The sequence below is a fragment of the Pseudomonas sp. NA-150 genome, assembly GCF_044336365.1.
Taxonomy (GTDB): domain Bacteria; phylum Pseudomonadota; class Gammaproteobacteria; order Pseudomonadales; family Pseudomonadaceae; genus Aquipseudomonas.
In genome coordinates this window covers 2,410,949-2,426,926 of record NZ_CP172305.1, presented here as the reverse complement: position 1 = coordinate 2,426,926, position 15,978 = coordinate 2,410,949, and the positions used below count along the sequence as shown (strand labels likewise).

The following is a 15,978-nucleotide window of genomic DNA, read 5'->3' as shown; positions in this document are numbered from 1 at the left end:
CTACAAGCGATCCGAACCAATGTCAATCGCACGCGACGACAGGAGCGCAGGCATGAAGGTCACTAAAGAGAAAGCCGCAAGCAACAAAGCCTCGATTCTGCAGGCCGCTGCCAGGCTGTACCGCGAGAACGGCATCGAAGGCATCGGCATTGGCCAATTGGCGCGTTCCGTGGGCCTGACGCACGGTGGTTTCTATGGCCAATTCCCCGGAGGCAAGGAGCAACTGGCGGCCGAAGCCATCGGACAAATGTTCGAACCCAACCTCAGTTCTTTCCAACAAGCCGAGACCCTAGAGGAGATTGTTGACGACTATTTGTCGACGGCTCACCTCGACGACGTCGGCATCGGCTGCCCGATTCCGGCACTCGGCGCCGATATCGCGCGCCTGCCGGATTCCGCCAAACAGCCCTTCACCGTCGGCGTACTGGCGATGATGGACGCCATCAAGCCGCTGACCGGCAGCGAGGACGATGCGACACAACGTCTGCGCGCTGCGCAGGTCCTTGCATCGATGGCCGGCGCGGTGCTGATTGCCCGTGCCGTGGACGATCCTGAGCTTTCGCGCTACTTTCTCGAAGCCGTCGCAACGGCGTGGAATGCGCAAGCAGCTGAATAAACCCGGCGCATCCGCTCAGTTCAACCGGGAGTGGCAGCATGCTCGACAGCCAGATCAGTGACGGTCTCGATACGCTCTGCCAACTCATGGCGGAAAAACCGTTCGTGGTGCTAACCGGCGCGGGGATCAGTACGCCTTCCGGAATTCCCGACTACCGCGACAACGAGGGCGTGCGTCGCGGCAAGTCGCCAATGATGTATCAGGAATTCATCAGCGCGCCCGAGTCGCGCCGGCGTTATTGGGCGCGCGCCATGTTGGGCTGGCCGCGTATTCGCAAGGCCCAACCGAATGCCGCCCACCACGCCCTGGCGACCCTGCAATCACGGCAGCAGATTACCGGGGTGATTACCCAGAACGTCGACACCCTGCATGATCAGGCCGGCAGCCCGGAGGTGATCGAATTGCACGGCAGCTTGCATCGGGTGATTTGCCTGGATTGCTCGCAGCAGATCGATCGCCAGGCCGTGCAGTTGCTCATGGAAGCGCAAAATCCGTACTTGTCCGGAATCGATGCGCAACAGGCGCCCGATGGCGACACCCTCCTCGACCCGGCGTTCGAAGCGCATTTCCAGGTGCCGCGCTGCCCGTTCTGTAACGGTGAACGTTTGAAACCCGATGTGGTGTTCTTTGGTGAGAACGTAGCCCAGATCACCGCAGCAAAAGCGACCTTGAGTATCGATCAGGCCGCGGGGCTGTTGGTGGTGGGCTCGTCACTGATGGCCTATTCGGCGTTTCGTCTGTGCAAGGCCATGGCTGATTTACACAAACCGTTGATCGCCATCAACTTCGGCAAGACCCGCGCCGATGATTTGCTGGACCTGAAAATCGAGGCCTCTTGCGAGCTGCTGTTACCGCGAATTGTCGAGCGTTTGACCCACTGATTAGTCTCACTTGCATCCCCTTCGCCAGCCTCTACGCTCTAGTGACCATTGTCTGGCTCGAGGGCCTTCATGAGCACTTTCAAAGACCGGCTGAAACTCGGCAAGGACGCGCGTAAAGACTGCCCGCGCAGCTCGCAGAACGAAGTGGGCAACATTGATCGCGACCCGATCCCGCTGATCCAAAACTCCAGTGAGGGCCGGGTCAAATCACTGGTCGAATTGCGCTACGGGCGGATGCTGGTCTCGCCGTTCACTTTCTATCGCGGCAACGCCCTGTTGCAGGCCCACGACCTCGCCAGCACACCGAACATGGGCATGACGTTCCCCATTTGCGGCGACTGTCATCTGATGAACTTCGGCGGCTTCGCCACCCCGGAACGCAACCTGTTGTTCAGCGTCAACGACTTCGACGAGGTGCATCCCGGCCCTTGGGAATGGGACCTGAAGCGCCTGATCGCCAGCTTTGCGGTAGCGGCCCGCGACCTGCGCCACGGAGCTTCGGTGGAAGAACAAGTGTGTCGCGAAGTGGTGGCCTCGTATCAGAAAACCATGGCCATCTGCGCCAATCAAAGTGCCCTGGACATCTGGTACGACTCCATCACCTACGAGGACTTGCTCGAACAAGCGAAGACCAAGGCGACGATCGAACAGGTCGAGCGCTCGATGCAGAAAGCCGAACGCCGCACTCACGCCGAACTGCTGCCGAAAATGACCGCAATCGATGAGCACGGGCACCTGACGATTCGCGATGACCTGCCGGAGATCTTTCACCTGCACCACGCCACCTCGTTGCTGGACGCCAGCGATGACTGGTTGACCGCCCACAGTTGGCATTCGATCTACGACACCTTCATGCGCGACTACCGCGCCACGCTGGCCGGCGACCGGCGCGAGCTGCTGGGGCGCTTCGAGGTGCAGGACATGGCGTTCAAAGTGGTGGGCGTCGGCAGTGTCGGCACCCGCTGCCTGGTGGCGTTGCTGACGGATAATCAGCAACGGCCACTGTTCCTGCAATTCAAGGAAGCGCGGCAATCGGTGCTGGCGCGTTACATCAAGGCCAAACCGCGTGCCCGGCACAACGGTCAGCGGGTAGTGGAAGGCCAACGCTTGATGCAGTCCGCAAGCGACCTGTTCCTCGGCTGGACCACAGGTCCCAATGGCCGACAGTTTTACGTCCGGCAATTGCGCGACATGAAAATCTCGGCGGAACTGGAGACCTTCGACGCCGACACCTTCGCCGCCTATGCCCGCGTCTGCGCCCGCGCCCTGGCCGGTGCACATGCCAAGGCATCGGGACGCGCGGCGGAAGTCAGCGGCTACATCGGCCGCAGCGACACCCTTGCCGATGCACTGCTGCGTTATGCCAAGGACTACACCGATCAAAACGAACACGACTTCGAACGCTTCCAGCAAGCCTGCCGCAAAGGCCGCCTGATCGCTCGCTCGGAAGCAGATTTTGCGGCGGATCATTTGCCATAACTGGCGAGTTGTCTGTAGGAGCGAACGTGTTCGCGAGGCGGTTTGCATGACACACCGCGTCTAACCGCTCGCTAACACGTTAGCGCCTACAGAGTGCCCGCCTTCAACCTGGTCGCCGGCCACTGTCACTGTGAACCAACAGCGCACAGGCCCCCGCCACCAGGCAGACGCAGGCGGCCACCATCACCGCGCCATGAAAGGCCCGAGTCAGTGACGCCCCCTGGTACGCCAGCACCTGGCCCAACAACGCGGTGCCTACCAGACCACCGGTGCGGGCGATGGCGTTGTTTAGCCCCGAGGCCGAGCCCGTGTGTTTTTTATCGACCGACGCAAAGATAGCCGTGGTCAGTGGCGCCACGGTGAAACTCATGCCCAGGGCGATCATCCCCAGCGCTGGCAACACCTGAGTCCAGTAACCAACGTCCGCCCCGATCCGCAACATCAGCAGAAACCCTGCGGCCACCACCGACGGCCCGATGATCAGAAACAGCCGCGTGCCAAAACGTCCGGCAAGGCCGCCGAGCCAGGGCGAGACCACCGCCAGCAGCAACGGCAGCGGCAGTAACGCGGCGCCAGCCTGGGTGCTGGAATAGCCGCCGGCGACAATCAATACATAAGGCAACAACACCAACAGACAGCCCAGCGCGCCGTACAGCAGGAAGGTCAGCAGGGTCAAACCGACAAAATCCGATGAACCGAACAGCGTCAACGGCATCATCGCCGCTTCGCCCTTTCGCCGTTCGCAGACGACAAACAGCAGCAACAGCAGCGTGCCGAGCAGCAGACCGATAACGCCCTCAGTGGTCCAGCCTTCCGGACCGGTCACGCCAATCAGCGCCCAGGTCACCGCTCCCAGACCAACAGTGGCCAACAGCGCGCCGGGCCAGTCCAGCGAGATCCCGCCCACTCGCAGCGGGTCTGGCTGGACGTTTCGCAACGCCAGGTAAATCGCTGCACTGGCCAGTGGGATATTGATGAAAAAAATCATCCGCCAACTGAAGCTGTCGATCAGCCAACCACCCAGAATCGGCCCACCGGCGCCGGTCGCCGCACCGGCCGCCGCCCAGATGCCAATGGCACGCCCGCGCCTTTCGCCCTCGAACGTTACCCCGAGAATCGCCAAACTGTTGGGCATCAAGAACGCCGCACCGATGCCTTGGGCAAACCGCGCGGCAATCAAGGTCTGGAGATTCGGCGCCAGACCGCAGACCACCGACGCCAGCGCGAACAGCACAATGCCCAGCACCAGCATGCGCCGCCGGCCAAAACGATCGCCCAGCGAACCGCCGAGCAGCAACAACGCGCTGAGGGGCAACAGGTAGCCGCCAATCAGCCATTGCAATCCCGCATGATCAGCGTCCAGGCTGCGGCCGATGGCAGGCAGGCCGACGTTGACCACCGAGCTGTCGATGAACGCCAGACTGGAAGCCAGCACACAGGTCACGAGGGTCAGGATGCCACGGCGATTCATGGGCTAAGGCCTTTATCAATGCAGTCCGATGCGCTGCGCGATGAGTCATCGGCGAGTGCGTATTTCACCACGGTATCCGATCAAATGCTCTCGCGTGTCGAAGCCGAGTCATAACACCCCCTCTGCGCTCAATAACGCTTAAACTGCGCGCCTCACGTAGCAACGATTGACAGTCGAACCATGAATACCGATGCCCTCGCAGTCCTCCAGCAGCACCTGACCGACGCCCTGAACGCCAAGCCCGACGAAGCCCGCCGGCTGTTTCACGGCCGAGGCCACCTGTGGCCGGGACTGGAAGAGGTGACGGTCGACTGGCTGCAAGGCGTGGTGCTGGTGTCGCTGTTCAAAGCACCTGGCGCCAGCGAGATGGCTGGTTTGCGCGCACTGTTGGCCGAGCTGATCACCACCGCTGCCTGGCAGCAGGCTCAGCCGCACGCCCTGCTGTTGCAGCACCGCTATCTGCTGGAGAGCACCACCGAGTGGCTGCTGGGCGACACGTTTGACAGTGGGGTCATCACCGAGAACGGCCTGCAGTACAAGCTGGACTTCGGCCGCAACCAGAACACCGGGTTGTTCCTCGACATGCGTTACGGACGGCGCTGGGTGCAAGCCCAGGCGCAAGGCAAGCGGGTGCTGAACCTGTTTGCCTACACCTGCGGCTTTTCGGTGGCGGCGATTGCCGGTGGCGCGGAGCACGTGGTCAACCTGGACATGGCCAAGGGCGCGCTGAATCGCGGGCGGGAAAACCATCGCCTGAATCGACATGACACGAATCGCGTCAGTTTTCTCGGGCATGACCTGTTCAAGTCTTGGGCGCGGATTAAGCGCGACGGCCCTTACGACCTGATCATCATCGATCCGCCATCGTTTCAGAAAGGCAGCTTTGTCCTGACCAAGGATTATCAGCGCGTGCTGCGGCGCCTGCCGGAACTGCTCAACCCCGACGGTGTGGTGATGGCGTGTATCAACGATCCGGCCATCAGTGCCGAGTTTCTGATCGACAGTATGGCCACCGAAGCGCCGGCCCTGAGTTTCCAGCAACGCCTGGAAAACCCGCCGGAATTCGCCGACCTGCTGCCGGAAGGTGGCTTGAAGGCGTTGATTTTTACCCTTAACTAAGGCGTCTACGCGCTGGTTTCAGGGGGTGCTTTGGCGGACGTCAGGTAGTGACGAAGCAGCTCCCTGAACTCGGCCAACAACACCGAGCGGGTCGCTGGTTCTTCCTCGGCGATTGCCGGAATCGCTTTCAGGGTGTGCAACAGGATCGTCGCCATTACTGTGGATTTCGCCTCGGAAATCGCCGGCAATGCAGTGCGCAACAGGCTGGCAACACTGGCGCGTAACGCCTCGCGAAAACGCTGGCGGACATCCAGTCCCGCCCCGCGCGCGTCGACCAGGGTCAACACCATGCTACGGCGCGATTGCAACGCCAGCATGAAGTCGATCAACGCCCCGGCGAGGCTGTCGAGGGTCAAGTCGGCGGCATTGTGCTGCAGCTCGGCCAGCCCTTCCAGCGCCTGTTCGGCGTAGCGCGACAGCAAGGCATCGGCAATCGCTTCCTTGGACGGAAAGAAACGGTACAGCGAGCCAATCGCGGTGCCGGAACGGGCCGCGATCTCAGTCATGGTGGCGGCGTCGTACCCCTTTTCGGCAAATACCGCACTGGCTTCGTCCATGATCGCGGCCACCCGAATATGACCCCGCTGACGCTTCGGCGCCTGACCGCTGGTGGCGGTTTTCAATTCTATTTGAGAGGGCATGCTCTAGTACGCGGGCTACTGGAAAACGCGAGCATAGCATTTTGTGGACTTACGCAGAATCACGCAATTTACGGTAGGCGATTCTATGTATCAAGCGCTGCACCTATCCACTGTAGGAGCTGCTACAGGCTGCGATAAGGCCTGAACGGCCTTCGCGATGCCGATTGGTCGCAGCCTGCGGCAGCTCCTACAGTGGAGTTGTGCCTGCCGCAGAACCACTGTGGGAGCAGGCTTGCCTGCGAAGGGGCCAGTGGGCGGGAGCACCCTTCTGGCCACTTCCATTTATAGTTATGAGAGGGTAACCTCTCATTTCTTCCACCTTCAGTGTCCGCCCATCATGTCCAGCGAACCCGGTTTCACCTTTTACCTCGCGCTGCTCTTCGCGGGCGCCTTGCTGTGCAACTGTATTCCGCACCTGGCCGCCGGGCTGCGCGGTGAACTGTTCCCCACGCCATTCGCCACCCCGCGCGGCGTTGGCAACTCTTCGCCGTGGGTCAATACCCTGTGGGGCTTCTTCAATTTATTGCTCGGCATCTACCTGCTGAATGGGCATTCGATCAGCGCTGGCCTCAATCCGGGATGTGCCACTCTGGCAGTGGGCGCGCTGGTGATGGGGCTATACCTGTCTTGGCATTTCGGCAACGTCCAACGCAATCGGCGAGCGGTATAAGGAACGGATGATGAATGCAGAAGGCGGTCTACCGGTCCCGCAACGCCATTGGGCGGCGCTGGCGTTATTGCTCGGCCTGGTGCTGGCCGTGCTCGACAGCGCCATCGCCAACGTGGCGCTGCCGACCATCAGTCGCGCGCTGGGGGTCAGCGCCGCCGACTCGATTCTGATCGTCAACGCCTACCTGCTGGTCATCACCGTTTCGATGCTGCCGCTGGCTGCACTGGGCGAGCGCATTGGTTTTCATCGGGTCTACCTCTCGGGCCTGGCCCTGTTCACCGTGGCCTCGATCGGCTGTGCCATGGCTGACTCGCTGCTAAGCCTGACCCTGGCGCGGGTCATCCAGGGCTTTGGCGCCGCCGCGATCATCAGCATGAACTCGGCCTTGATGCGCACGATTTACCCTACCGGCAAACTGGGTCAGGGCATCAGCCTCAACACCGCAGTGATGGCGATTGCCTCAGTGACCGGCCCCAGCGTGGCCTCCGCCGTGCTGTCATTCGCCCAGTGGCCCTGGCTGTTTCTGATCAACCTGCCGGTGGGCGCGCTGGCCCTGGCCGTCGGCCTCAAAGCCTTGCCTCGGATGGCGGGACATGGCCGGCCTTATGACCTGACCAGCGCGTTGATGTGTGCCGTGACGCTGGGGCTGGCCATCGCTGGCGTCGATGCCATAGGTCGTGACACCCAGCTGCTCTGGGTTGCGCTGACACTGGCGGTTGCCTTGGTCTGCGGCTGGTTTTTCGTCAAGCGACAACTCACTCAAGCCACGCCGCTGTTACCGCTCGATCTGCTGAAGATCCCGGTGTTCTCGCTGTCCATCGGCACTTCCTTCAGCACCTGCGTTGCCCAGGGCCTGACCTTTGTCTCGCTGCCTTTCCTGATGCACAGCGCCTGGGGCATGAGCGCCTTGCAGATCGGGCCGTTGATGATGCCCTGGCCCTTGGCGATCGTCTTCACAGCGCCGCTGGCCGGTTATCTTTCGGACCGCTACTCCGCCATGTTGATGTGCAGCATCGGTCTGCTATTACTGACCAGCGGCCTGCTGCTGATGGCTACCGTCGGCGCACACCCGGCCGCTGCCGACATCGCCTGGCGCATGGCAATCTGCGGCGCCGGCATCGGCTTCTTCCAGGCGCCCAACGCCCGCCAGGTACTGACCTCCGTCCCGCGCCAACGCAGCGCGGGCGCCAGCGCCATGCAATCCATCGCACGCTTTTCCGGCCAATCCTTCGGCGCGGCGCTGGTGGGCCTGTTGTTCGGCCTCAGCAGTGAAACCTCTACCACACCCGTGCTGCTGGCCGCCGGCTTTGCCGCTGTTTCGGCGGTGTTGAGCCTGAGCCGGGGACTAGGGTTGAAGGCCGGGATGCCGGAGGTGAAAGTGGATTGAGCACGGTTTACTCTGACTCACCGCATAAAGCCATTCGCCAACGTGTTGGCGAAGACGGCCTATGGTGACTACACCTCTCAGATCAGCCGCAATTCATGAGCGCCGAACCCGAGACAGCATTAAACGGAGTGACCCCATGCCCACCACGCATTTCGATGTACTGATCATTGGCGCTGGCCTGTCCGGGATCAATGCGGCTTATCGGCTGCAAACCGAATGCCCCGGCAAGCGCTACGCGGTGCTCGAAGGCCGGGCAGAGATTGGCGGGACCTGGGATTTGTTCCGCTATCCGGGGCTGCGCTCCGACTCCGACATGTTCACCCTCGGCTACCCGTTTCGCCCCTGGACCCAAGCCAAGGCGATTGCTGACGGTGCGTCGATCCTGCACTACATTCGTGAAACAGCTCAGGTGTTCGGCATCGAGCCACACATTCGCTTCAACCATCAGGTGCAGTCCGCCGCCTGGTCATCGGCTGACGCACGCTGGACCGTGGAACTCGCCGGCACCGCGGAACCGCTGCTCTACAGCTGCGATTTCCTTTACGTGTGCAGCGGCTATTACGACTACGCGGGCGGTTATAGCCCGGACTTTCCCGGTCGAGAAACCTTCAGCGGCACGCTGGTGCATCCACAGAAATGGCCCGAGGATCTTGATTACGCCGGCAAGCGCGTCGTGGTGATCGGCAGCGGCGCCACGGCGGTGACACTGGTACCCGCGCTGGCCGAGACCGCCGGGCACGTCACCTTGCTGCAACGTTCCCCCTCCTACATTGCCTCATTTCCCGCGCAGGACCCGATCGCCGACTTCTTGCGTAAGCGCCTGCCCGAGCGAACCGCGCACCGCGTGGCGCGCTGGAAGAACATCCTGATCGCCCTCGGCTTCTATCAGTTCTGCCAACGCACCCCGCGCCTGGCGAGAAGGTTGTTGCGCTACGGCACCCGCAAAGGCTTGCCGAACGGCTATGCCGTAGACGAGCACTTCAAACCGCGTTACCAGCCTTGGGACCAACGCTTGTGTTTGATTCCCGATGCCGACTTGTTCAAGGTCCTGTCCTCCGGCAAGGCGTCGATGGTCACCGACCAGATCGACAGCTTTACGCCCGATGGCATTCGCCTGAAGTCGGGGCAGGAGCTGGCCGCCGACATCATCGTCAGCGCCACCGGCCTCAAACTGCAAGCCTGTGGCGGCATGCGCCTGTCCGTCGATGACCAACCGGTGCAACTGAGCGATGCGTTCGTCTACAAAGGCGTGCTCTTGAGTGGCATCCCCAACTTTGCACTGTGCGTCGGCTACACCAACGCCTCATGGACCATGCGCTCGGACCTGTCTTGCCTGTATGTCTGCCGCCTGATCAACCACATGAGCGAGCATGGTTACAAAGCCGCCGTCGCCCTGTATACCGACCCCAGCGTGGAGAAACGTCCGTTGCTGAACATCACGTCCGGTTATGTGCTGCGGGCCAACGACGAGCTGCCCAAACAAGGTTCCAAAGGCCCGTGGCACTTGCGCCAAAACTATTTGCTGGACCTGATGACGTTGAAATACAAAGGCATCGCTGACAGTCACATCAGCTTCCAGCGCCACCCGTCGCCGGTGTCGATTCGCGGCGAGGGTGTGCCGTTTGTGAGGACGTAAACGCCGAAGGAACCCTCGACAATGCTCTCGATCGAACTGCACGCGGCGCACCAGGAAGACCTGCAAAGCATCGAAAACCTGATGCAGTTTTACATGCATGACTTCAGCGAGTGGCTGCCGCTGAAACTGTCGGACCACGGCTTCTTCAGCGTTCAGTCAATGCAAAATTACTGGAGAAAGCCCGCCACCCAACCATTTCTGATCAAGGTCGACGGCGAGCTGGCGGGGTTTGTCACGGTCGATGGCGACGGGCCGTTCACCGATGCCCACTACAACATCGGCTATTTCTTTATCAGCCGCCGCTTTCGGGGGCGCGGAATCGCCCGCTTTGTGGTGAGCGCGCTGCTGAGCAAATTTCCCGGTCAGTGGCAGATTTTCCACATCGATGCCAACCAGCCGGCTCGCGGTTTCTGGGAAAAAATCATCAGCGAGCTGACCCAGGGTGCGTTCAGTTGCCATCCGGTCACGGTCGATGGCTATCCGTGCACGCTGTATCGGTTTGAGTCGGTGGCCGGTTGAGTCAAGACCGACCAGCAGTATCACGGCTAAAAGTCGACGGCTTCGCTGGCAACCGCCTGAATCAGCACACCAAAGCTCTTGACCCTCGACAGGGTCGCCTCTCGCCCAGACGCCAGGACAGATCAATCGTCCGGTTCGATCGGTGGCTCGGCGGGTTTGCTCGGCTTCACAGGTTTGCCATTCTTGCCGACTTTCCCGGGCTTGGCTTCCGCCGCTGGCGTCGGAGGCGGTGCTGGCGGTGCGACTTCTTTCTCCTGCGGCGGCAGTTGGTCGATGGTGGCAAACAGCTCCTTGGGGTCGAAGTCGTCACCGGTTTTAACCGTTTTCTCCATTTTCTTCTCGCCGTCCTTGCCCACCAGAATCACTCGGGTGCCGGCTCCGGCCCCGAGGCCGAGCTGGCGAATCAGCGCCATGGTGGTTTGCGCGTCCATGTCCTTGCCGTTGCGCTGGCCGATGAGGTTGACCACGGTGTAAAGCACGATGTTGCGATCAACAAAGGCCTGGTGATTGGCCGGTTCGTCCAGCGATTTTTTCAGATCGACCAGTGTTTTATCGACGGTACTGGGCGCAATGACAATCAACGGGCGAGCCTGCCCGCGGTCCTGGGCCAGGGGAGCATCGCTGTCGGCCATGACGGGGCCGGCTGCGAGCAGAATAGCGAAGGTCAGAGACCGAGTGAGCATGCGCACCTCCTTTTGGAATCCATGCATCAATGATTGCGCAGCGTCGCTAAGGTTCCGATTTTGAACCTTATTTTCTGATTAGCCGAGTAACGGCATCGCCATCGCGCTGAGCTGAAGCTTAGGTCAGACAACGAAAAACCGCCGCCCGCGCATGCAACGAACGACAGTTTTATAACCACTGATTACAAGGTGCGTTGTTCCAGCCCCAGCAAACCGTCGCTATCGACCTGCGCCCGCACCCGTTGATAATCATTGATCGACGGATGCGGGGTCTGCAACGGGTGGACGTGAGTCGCCGTCACCACCCTGACACTGACCCCCGCCGCTTCCCCCGCTCGAATGCCAATCGGTGCATCTTCGAACACCAGGCAGTCCGTCGCTTCAACCCCAGGCACCCCAAACCCGCTCGGCGACCGCGATGGAGTTAAGGACTGTGCCGTCCATGTCGAACAGGAAAGCGCTGTATTTACGGGACAATGAATTGCTGGCAGACACTGTTCAGTTTCCTTTCGAGGGTGGGAACCGCAACACTACGCACTCGGCTCGACAGAGACTTCCGGGGCGTGACTGACGGGGAAGTTGACGGATCGAGCGATGAAACACATTTCATGTGCCTTATGGTGCAGGGCGACTGCTTTTTCGACGTCTGCACCGCAGGCCAAGATGACCTTCGGCCGAAGTACAACCGATGAGAACTGCCCTGCTCCGCCAGCACCTTCGACCATCTCACCTTGGGCATCATCCTCATAGGCTACGACCACCACGCCCGCCTCGGCGCAAAGGCTCAGATACCATAATTTGTGGCAGGCGGATAAAGATGCCAGTAACAGTTCTTCCGGATTCCAGCGTGTTGGATCACCGCGAAAACTTGGGTCGGACGAGCCATCGATTGGCTGCTTGCCCTTGCCCTGTATGACATGCGACCGGCTGTAACCACGATAGGATGCGGTGCCCGTGCCTTCATTCCCGGTCCAGACTATCTTGACGTTGTAGTGATGCAGTTTGTCAGCCATTTGATCCTTCCTTGAATTGCCTGTGAGTAAAAAATATCCCGGCAGCGCTGATTGAAATACAACGTTGTCGATCAAACACGCCCCGACATCGAGGCAATTTTTGTGTCATTAGGCGGGTAGCCAAAGTGCGCCTTGAATGCCCGACTGAACCCCGCCTCCGACGCATAGCCAACCTTGAACGCGGCCTCGCTGACGCGCACTGAACCGCTGGCCAGCAAGGTCGCCGCCAGGGTCAGGCGCCAGCGCGAGACATAGCGGTGTGGCGACTCGCCGACCATGGCGGTGAAGCGCTCGACGAACACCGAGCGCGACATGCCGGCGATTTGCGCCAGGCCAATGACCGTCCAGGGTTTTTGCGGGTCGGAGTGGATCGCGCTGAGGGTGCGGCTCATGCGTTCATCAGCCAGCGCACCGACCCAGCCACCGATGCTGACGTGACCGTCGGCCCAGGTCCGCAGGGTGCGAATCACCAACAGGTCGATGATCCGCGAAATCATCAGCGTCGAGCCCGGCATCGATACGTGGGTTTCCGCCATCATGAAATAGGTCATTGCTTGCAGCCAGTCCGGCGCGTTGCCGTCTTCGCTGCGGATATGGATGACGGCGGGCAGCGCGGCGATCAGCGACGACAGCATCGGCCCGTGCAGGGTGAAGGTGCCGCTCATGAGCTGGGTGGGTTGTTGGTCGCCATGGCTGATGACATGCCCAACGCCATGGGGCAACAGCAGCAAGTCACCCTGCCCGGCCTGTATCGCCACCCCACCCTGCGGCATGACCGATACGCTGCCCGAGCGCACTACGTGGAAGTGCGACACACCCGCCGGGTAGCCAGTGCTCCACGGCGCCTGATGCTCGCTGAGGTAGACCGATTCGCCATTCAAGCGGATCAGGGTGAGTATCTGCGACAGCAGGTCCATGCGCTGGAAAGGGTCAGGCTCTGGCGCAAGTCCGGACGATTGGTCATGTATCTCGGTCATCCCGATATTCTGCTCCATCCCAAGGGTCCTTACCATTTGCTGCGACGATACCTCAGCCCTTGGATGGAAACCTCATGTCTATTTACGTTATTGCATTAGTGATCGGCGTTGTCGCCGGTCTGCGTGTCTTCACTGCCCCTGCCGTGGTCGCCTGGGCGGCTCACACTGGCGCGCTGGCTTTGGGCCAAGGATGGGCCTCATTCATGGCCAGTGCCTGGACGCCGTATGTGTTCAGCGTGCTGGCCGCGGTTGAGTTCGTGACTGACCAGCTGCCGAAAACCCCGAGCCGCAAAGTACCTCAGCAATTCATCCCGCGCCTGGTCAGCGGCGGTTTTTCCGGCGCGGTGATCGGCGCATCTACTGGCTCGACCGTTGCCGGACTGGTGTTGGGTGTGGTCGGCGCGGTAATCGGTACCTTCGTCGGTTACGAACTGCGGGCCAAAGGCGCCAAGGCCATGGGCAAGGACTGGCCGATTGCGGTGCTGGAAGACGTCATTGCCGTGATGCTCGCGGTGCTGGCGGTCAGCGCGGTTTAAGACCGTTGGATCGGCGGTGTATAGAAATGCGATCGTCTGTAGGAGCTAACGTGTTAACGAGACGTTGTAAGTCTGAACACCGCCCTCGCGAACAAGTTCGCTCCTACAGACGACGTGATTTCCGTCATCTACCCCACAACCCCACCGCATAATCGACAAACGCGCGCACCTTAGGTAACCGATAACGGTCCTGTGCATACACCAGGTGCATCGCCCGCCGCGCCAGTTGATAGTCCTGCAACAACGCGACCAGTTTCCCCTCGCGTAAATCCTGGCTGATCAGCAGGTCCGGCATCATGACCACACCCATGCCGGCAATCGCCGCCTGACGCAATGCCGGGGTGCTGTTGATGGTCATCGGGCCTGAAACCGGCACCGCCACTTCACCCTCTTCGCCCTTCAACACCCATTGCTTGGCCGTGGAACTCCAGTCATCCCCCGCGGGGTAGGCGAACGCCAGACACTGGTGATGCTGCAAGTCCTCAGGCTTGAGCGGCGTGCCGCAACGCTGCAGATACGCGGGCGCGGCACACAGGGTCAGGGTGTAATCCTGCAACGGCCGCGCGATCAGTGCCGAGTCGTCCAGCGTGCCCAACCGAATCGCCGCATCGAAGCCACCGTCGATGAAGTCCAGCACCAGGTTGGTCAACACCACGTCGAGCTTGACCTCTGGGTAGCGTTGCACGAAACCGCTCAAGGCCGGGGCCAGGCATTCGGCACCAAACGCCGGTGGTGCGGTGATTCGCAGTGTGCCTTGCGGGTCGCCTTGTACCTGCTCAGCCAGCCGTTCGGAATCCGCCACCAGCCCCAACACCTCGAGGCAGCGCTGGTAATACGCACTGCCAAACTCGGTCAGGCTTTGTCGTCGCGTGCTGCGCTTCAACAGACTGACCCCCAACCGCTGCTCCAGCGCCCGCAAGTGGTTGCCGACCATGGTGGTAGACATCCCGCACAGTTGCGCAGCGGCGGTCATGCTGCCGGTCTCCACCACCTTCACGTACACCGTCATTGCCTGAAACAGGTCCATTATCAAGCCCAGCTTTAAATTGTTTGAAAGTAATCGGCGTTTATCCAGCTCAAGTTGCTAACCATACTGCAAACCCCAGCAAAGATGGAGCTTGATGCCATGACCGCCGCCCACCTGATGAACACCTACCAACCACTGCCCTTGAGTTTCGTCCGAGGGCTGGGCACGCGTTTGTGGGATCACGACGGCCGTGAATACCTGGATGCCGTCGCCGGCGTCGCCGTCACCAGCGTCGGTCATTCGCACCCGAAGATTGTCGCGGCCATCAGCGAGCAGGCGGGATTGCTGCTGCACACCTCGAACCTGTACAGCATCGACTGGCAGCAACAGCTGGCGCAAAAACTCACGCGGCTCTCGGGGCTCGATCAGGCGTTCTTCAACAACTCCGGTGCCGAAGCCAATGAAACCGCGCTGAAACTGGCGCGACTGCACGCCTGGAAAAAGGGCATCGAACGGCCGCTGATTGTGGTCATGGAAAATGCCTTCCACGGCCGCACGCTGGGCACCCTGTCTGCCAGCGACGGGCCCGCCGTGCGCCTGGGGTTCAACCCACTGCCGGGTGAGTTTCTGAAGATCCCCTTCGGTGACCTCAAGTCTCTGGCGACGATCACCCGCCTCCACGGCGAACGCATCGCCGCGATTCTGCTGGAGCCGATCCAGGGCGAAAGCGGTGTGCAGATGGCGCCAGCGGGTTTCTTGCTGGCCGTGCGTGAACACTGCGACCGCAACGGTTGGTTGATGATGCTCGATGAAATCCAGACCGGCATCGGTCGCACCGGCCAGTGGTTTGCTTTTCAGCACGACGGTATCGTCCCGGACGTCATGACCCTGGCCAAAGCCTTGGGCAACGGCATTCCGATTGGCGCCTGCCTGGCCCGCGACAAGGTTGCGCAATTGTTTACCCCCGGCAGCCACGGCAGCACCTTTGGCGGCAATCCGTTGGCCTGTCGGGTCGGCTGTACCGTGCTGGAAATCATCGAAGAGCAAGGGCTGCTGTCGAATGCCGAACGGCAGGGCCAACATTTGCTCGACAGGTTGCGCGCCGAATTGAGCGGCTACCCGGAGGTGCTGGCGATCCGTGGTCGCGGCTTGATGATCGGTATCGACCTCGCGTTCCCCTGCCGGGATCTGATGTTGACTGCAGCACGGGAACACAGCCTGTTGATCAATGTCACCCGTGGCTCGACGATTCGTCTGTTGCCGCCGTTGACCTTGGCCGCAGAGGAAGTGGAAACGATCGTTCGGGGTATTTGCCAGACCTTGAACAGTCACCGTTCGCACAGCGAAATCGCCCACGCCGGATAGACCAATGAGCGCTTGACT

The 15,978-nt window shown here is 61.0% G+C and carries 17 protein-coding genes; 10 read left to right on the top strand and 7 right to left on the bottom strand.

What is annotated here, in order from left to right; genetic code table 11:
• The first annotated feature begins 52 nt into the window (after positions 1-52).
• The 3 genes from ACF0H7_RS11640 to ACF0H7_RS11630 all read left to right on the top strand — a co-directional run bounded on the left by ACF0H7_RS11640 (position 53) and on the right by ACF0H7_RS11630 (position 2,976).
• Positions 53-616, top strand: coding sequence for a TetR/AcrR family transcriptional regulator (locus ACF0H7_RS11640; RefSeq protein ID WP_397452897.1), 564 nt, complete (start codon positions 53-55; stop codon positions 614-616).
• Positions 617-654: 38 nt separating this feature from the next.
• The gene (locus tag ACF0H7_RS11635; protein ID WP_397452896.1) at positions 655-1,497 is read left to right on the top strand and encodes an NAD-dependent protein deacetylase; all 843 of its coding nucleotides are present in this window, start codon (positions 655-657) and stop codon (positions 1,495-1,497) included.
• A 69-nt stretch (positions 1,498-1,566) separates the two neighbouring features.
• A complete protein-coding gene (locus tag ACF0H7_RS11630) occupies positions 1,567-2,976 on the top strand; it encodes a DUF2252 domain-containing protein (RefSeq protein WP_397452895.1) in 1,410 nt (469 codons plus the stop codon).
• 103 nt (positions 2,977-3,079) lie between these two features.
• Here the strand turns inward: ACF0H7_RS11630 and ACF0H7_RS11625 are convergent, their stop codons facing one another.
• Positions 3,080-4,447: an MFS transporter gene (locus ACF0H7_RS11625; protein WP_397452894.1), complete on the bottom strand. Its 1,368-nt coding sequence runs from the start codon at positions 4,445-4,447 to the stop codon at positions 3,080-3,082.
• Between the two features lie 180 nt (positions 4,448-4,627).
• Here ACF0H7_RS11625 and ACF0H7_RS11620 point away from each other — a divergent pair, with 180 nt between their 5' ends.
• Positions 4,628-5,566 (top strand): class I SAM-dependent methyltransferase, encoded by a 939-nt coding sequence (locus tag ACF0H7_RS11620; RefSeq protein ID WP_397452893.1) that lies wholly within the window; start codon positions 4,628-4,630, stop codon positions 5,564-5,566.
• A 5-nt stretch (positions 5,567-5,571) separates the two neighbouring features.
• On the opposite strand, the gene ACF0H7_RS11615 is transcribed toward ACF0H7_RS11620, so the two are convergent.
• Positions 5,572-6,207: a TetR/AcrR family transcriptional regulator gene (locus tag ACF0H7_RS11615; RefSeq protein WP_397452892.1), complete on the bottom strand. Its 636-nt coding sequence runs from the start codon at positions 6,205-6,207 to the stop codon at positions 5,572-5,574.
• Positions 6,208-6,544: 337 nt separating this feature from the next.
• On the opposite strand from ACF0H7_RS11615, the gene ACF0H7_RS11610 reads away from it, so the two are divergent.
• From ACF0H7_RS11610 to ACF0H7_RS11595, 4 genes are all read left to right on the top strand, one after another.
• The gene (locus tag ACF0H7_RS11610) at positions 6,545-6,877 is read left to right on the top strand and encodes a hypothetical protein (protein WP_397452891.1); all 333 of its coding nucleotides are present in this window, start codon (positions 6,545-6,547) and stop codon (positions 6,875-6,877) included.
• A 10-nt stretch (positions 6,878-6,887) separates the two neighbouring features.
• Positions 6,888-8,264: an MFS transporter gene (locus tag ACF0H7_RS11605; RefSeq protein WP_397452890.1), complete on the top strand. Its 1,377-nt coding sequence runs from the start codon at positions 6,888-6,890 to the stop codon at positions 8,262-8,264.
• Positions 8,265-8,400: 136 nt separating this feature from the next.
• Positions 8,401-9,900 carry a flavin-containing monooxygenase gene (locus tag ACF0H7_RS11600; RefSeq protein ID WP_397452889.1) on the top strand — a complete coding sequence of 500 codons (1,500 nt, stop codon included), beginning with the start codon at positions 8,401-8,403 and terminating at the stop codon, positions 9,898-9,900.
• Between the two features lie 21 nt (positions 9,901-9,921).
• On the top strand, positions 9,922-10,419 hold the full coding sequence (locus ACF0H7_RS11595; protein WP_397452888.1) for a GNAT family N-acetyltransferase: 498 nt from the start codon (positions 9,922-9,924) through the stop codon (positions 10,417-10,419).
• Between the two features lie 122 nt (positions 10,420-10,541).
• On the opposite strand, the gene ACF0H7_RS11590 is transcribed toward ACF0H7_RS11595, so the two are convergent.
• The 4 genes from ACF0H7_RS11590 to ACF0H7_RS11575 all read right to left on the bottom strand — a co-directional run bounded on the left by ACF0H7_RS11590 (position 10,542) and on the right by ACF0H7_RS11575 (position 13,110).
• The gene (locus ACF0H7_RS11590; RefSeq protein WP_397452887.1) at positions 10,542-11,102 is read right to left on the bottom strand and encodes a DUF4174 domain-containing protein; all 561 of its coding nucleotides are present in this window, start codon (positions 11,100-11,102) and stop codon (positions 10,542-10,544) included.
• A 182-nt stretch (positions 11,103-11,284) separates the two neighbouring features.
• The gene (locus ACF0H7_RS11585) at positions 11,285-11,467 is read right to left on the bottom strand and encodes a hypothetical protein (protein WP_397452886.1); all 183 of its coding nucleotides are present in this window, start codon (positions 11,465-11,467) and stop codon (positions 11,285-11,287) included.
• A 165-nt stretch (positions 11,468-11,632) separates the two neighbouring features.
• On the bottom strand, positions 11,633-12,115 hold the full coding sequence (locus ACF0H7_RS11580) for an OsmC family protein (protein WP_397452885.1): 483 nt from the start codon (positions 12,113-12,115) through the stop codon (positions 11,633-11,635).
• A 71-nt stretch (positions 12,116-12,186) separates the two neighbouring features.
• Positions 12,187-13,110 (bottom strand): AraC family transcriptional regulator, encoded by a 924-nt coding sequence (locus tag ACF0H7_RS11575; protein ID WP_397452884.1) that lies wholly within the window; start codon positions 13,108-13,110, stop codon positions 12,187-12,189.
• A 56-nt stretch (positions 13,111-13,166) separates the two neighbouring features.
• Between ACF0H7_RS11575 and ACF0H7_RS11570 the strand changes: the two genes are divergently transcribed.
• The gene (locus ACF0H7_RS11570) at positions 13,167-13,628 is read left to right on the top strand and encodes a DUF4126 family protein (RefSeq protein ID WP_397452883.1); all 462 of its coding nucleotides are present in this window, start codon (positions 13,167-13,169) and stop codon (positions 13,626-13,628) included.
• A 124-nt stretch (positions 13,629-13,752) separates the two neighbouring features.
• Here ACF0H7_RS11570 and ACF0H7_RS11565 read toward each other — a convergent pair whose 3' ends face one another.
• Positions 13,753-14,655, bottom strand: coding sequence for a LysR family transcriptional regulator (locus tag ACF0H7_RS11565; RefSeq protein WP_397452882.1), 903 nt, complete (start codon positions 14,653-14,655; stop codon positions 13,753-13,755).
• Positions 14,656-14,754: 99 nt separating this feature from the next.
• Here ACF0H7_RS11565 and ACF0H7_RS11560 point away from each other — a divergent pair, with 99 nt between their 5' ends.
• Entirely contained in the window at positions 14,755-15,960 is a 1,206-nt protein-coding gene (locus ACF0H7_RS11560) for an aspartate aminotransferase family protein (protein ID WP_397452881.1), read from the top strand.
• Positions 15,961-15,978 lie beyond the last annotated feature (18 nt).

What these genes read in the sequence shown, in the direction of transcription:
- ACF0H7_RS11640 (WP_397452897.1), top strand. Translation starts at nt 53, where the DNA reads ATGAAGGTCACTAAAGAGAAAGCCGCAAGCAACAAAGCCTCGATTCTG.
- ACF0H7_RS11635 (WP_397452896.1), top strand. Translation starts at nt 655, where the DNA reads ATGCTCGACAGCCAGATCAGTGACGGTCTCGATACGCTCTGCCAACTC.
- ACF0H7_RS11630 (WP_397452895.1), top strand. Translation starts at nt 1,567, where the DNA reads ATGAGCACTTTCAAAGACCGGCTGAAACTCGGCAAGGACGCGCGTAAA.
- ACF0H7_RS11625 (WP_397452894.1), bottom strand. Translation starts at nt 4,447, where the DNA reads ATGAATCGCCGTGGCATCCTGACCCTCGTGACCTGTGTGCTGGCTTCC.
- ACF0H7_RS11620 (WP_397452893.1), top strand. Translation starts at nt 4,628, where the DNA reads ATGAATACCGATGCCCTCGCAGTCCTCCAGCAGCACCTGACCGACGCC.
- ACF0H7_RS11615 (WP_397452892.1), bottom strand. Translation starts at nt 6,207, where the DNA reads ATGCCCTCTCAAATAGAATTGAAAACCGCCACCAGCGGTCAGGCGCCG.
- ACF0H7_RS11610 (WP_397452891.1), top strand. Translation starts at nt 6,545, where the DNA reads ATGTCCAGCGAACCCGGTTTCACCTTTTACCTCGCGCTGCTCTTCGCG.
- ACF0H7_RS11605 (WP_397452890.1), top strand. Translation starts at nt 6,888, where the DNA reads ATGAATGCAGAAGGCGGTCTACCGGTCCCGCAACGCCATTGGGCGGCG.
- ACF0H7_RS11600 (WP_397452889.1), top strand. Translation starts at nt 8,401, where the DNA reads ATGCCCACCACGCATTTCGATGTACTGATCATTGGCGCTGGCCTGTCC.
- ACF0H7_RS11595 (WP_397452888.1), top strand. Translation starts at nt 9,922, where the DNA reads ATGCTCTCGATCGAACTGCACGCGGCGCACCAGGAAGACCTGCAAAGC.
- ACF0H7_RS11590 (WP_397452887.1), bottom strand. Translation starts at nt 11,102, where the DNA reads ATGCTCACTCGGTCTCTGACCTTCGCTATTCTGCTCGCAGCCGGCCCC.
- ACF0H7_RS11580 (WP_397452885.1), bottom strand. Translation starts at nt 12,115, where the DNA reads ATGGCTGACAAACTGCATCACTACAACGTCAAGATAGTCTGGACCGGG.
- ACF0H7_RS11575 (WP_397452884.1), bottom strand. Translation starts at nt 13,110, where the DNA reads ATGGAGCAGAATATCGGGATGACCGAGATACATGACCAATCGTCCGGA.
- ACF0H7_RS11570 (WP_397452883.1), top strand. Translation starts at nt 13,167, where the DNA reads ATGTCTATTTACGTTATTGCATTAGTGATCGGCGTTGTCGCCGGTCTG.
- ACF0H7_RS11565 (WP_397452882.1), bottom strand. Translation starts at nt 14,655, where the DNA reads ATGGACCTGTTTCAGGCAATGACGGTGTACGTGAAGGTGGTGGAGACC.
- ACF0H7_RS11560 (WP_397452881.1), top strand. Translation starts at nt 14,755, where the DNA reads ATGACCGCCGCCCACCTGATGAACACCTACCAACCACTGCCCTTGAGT.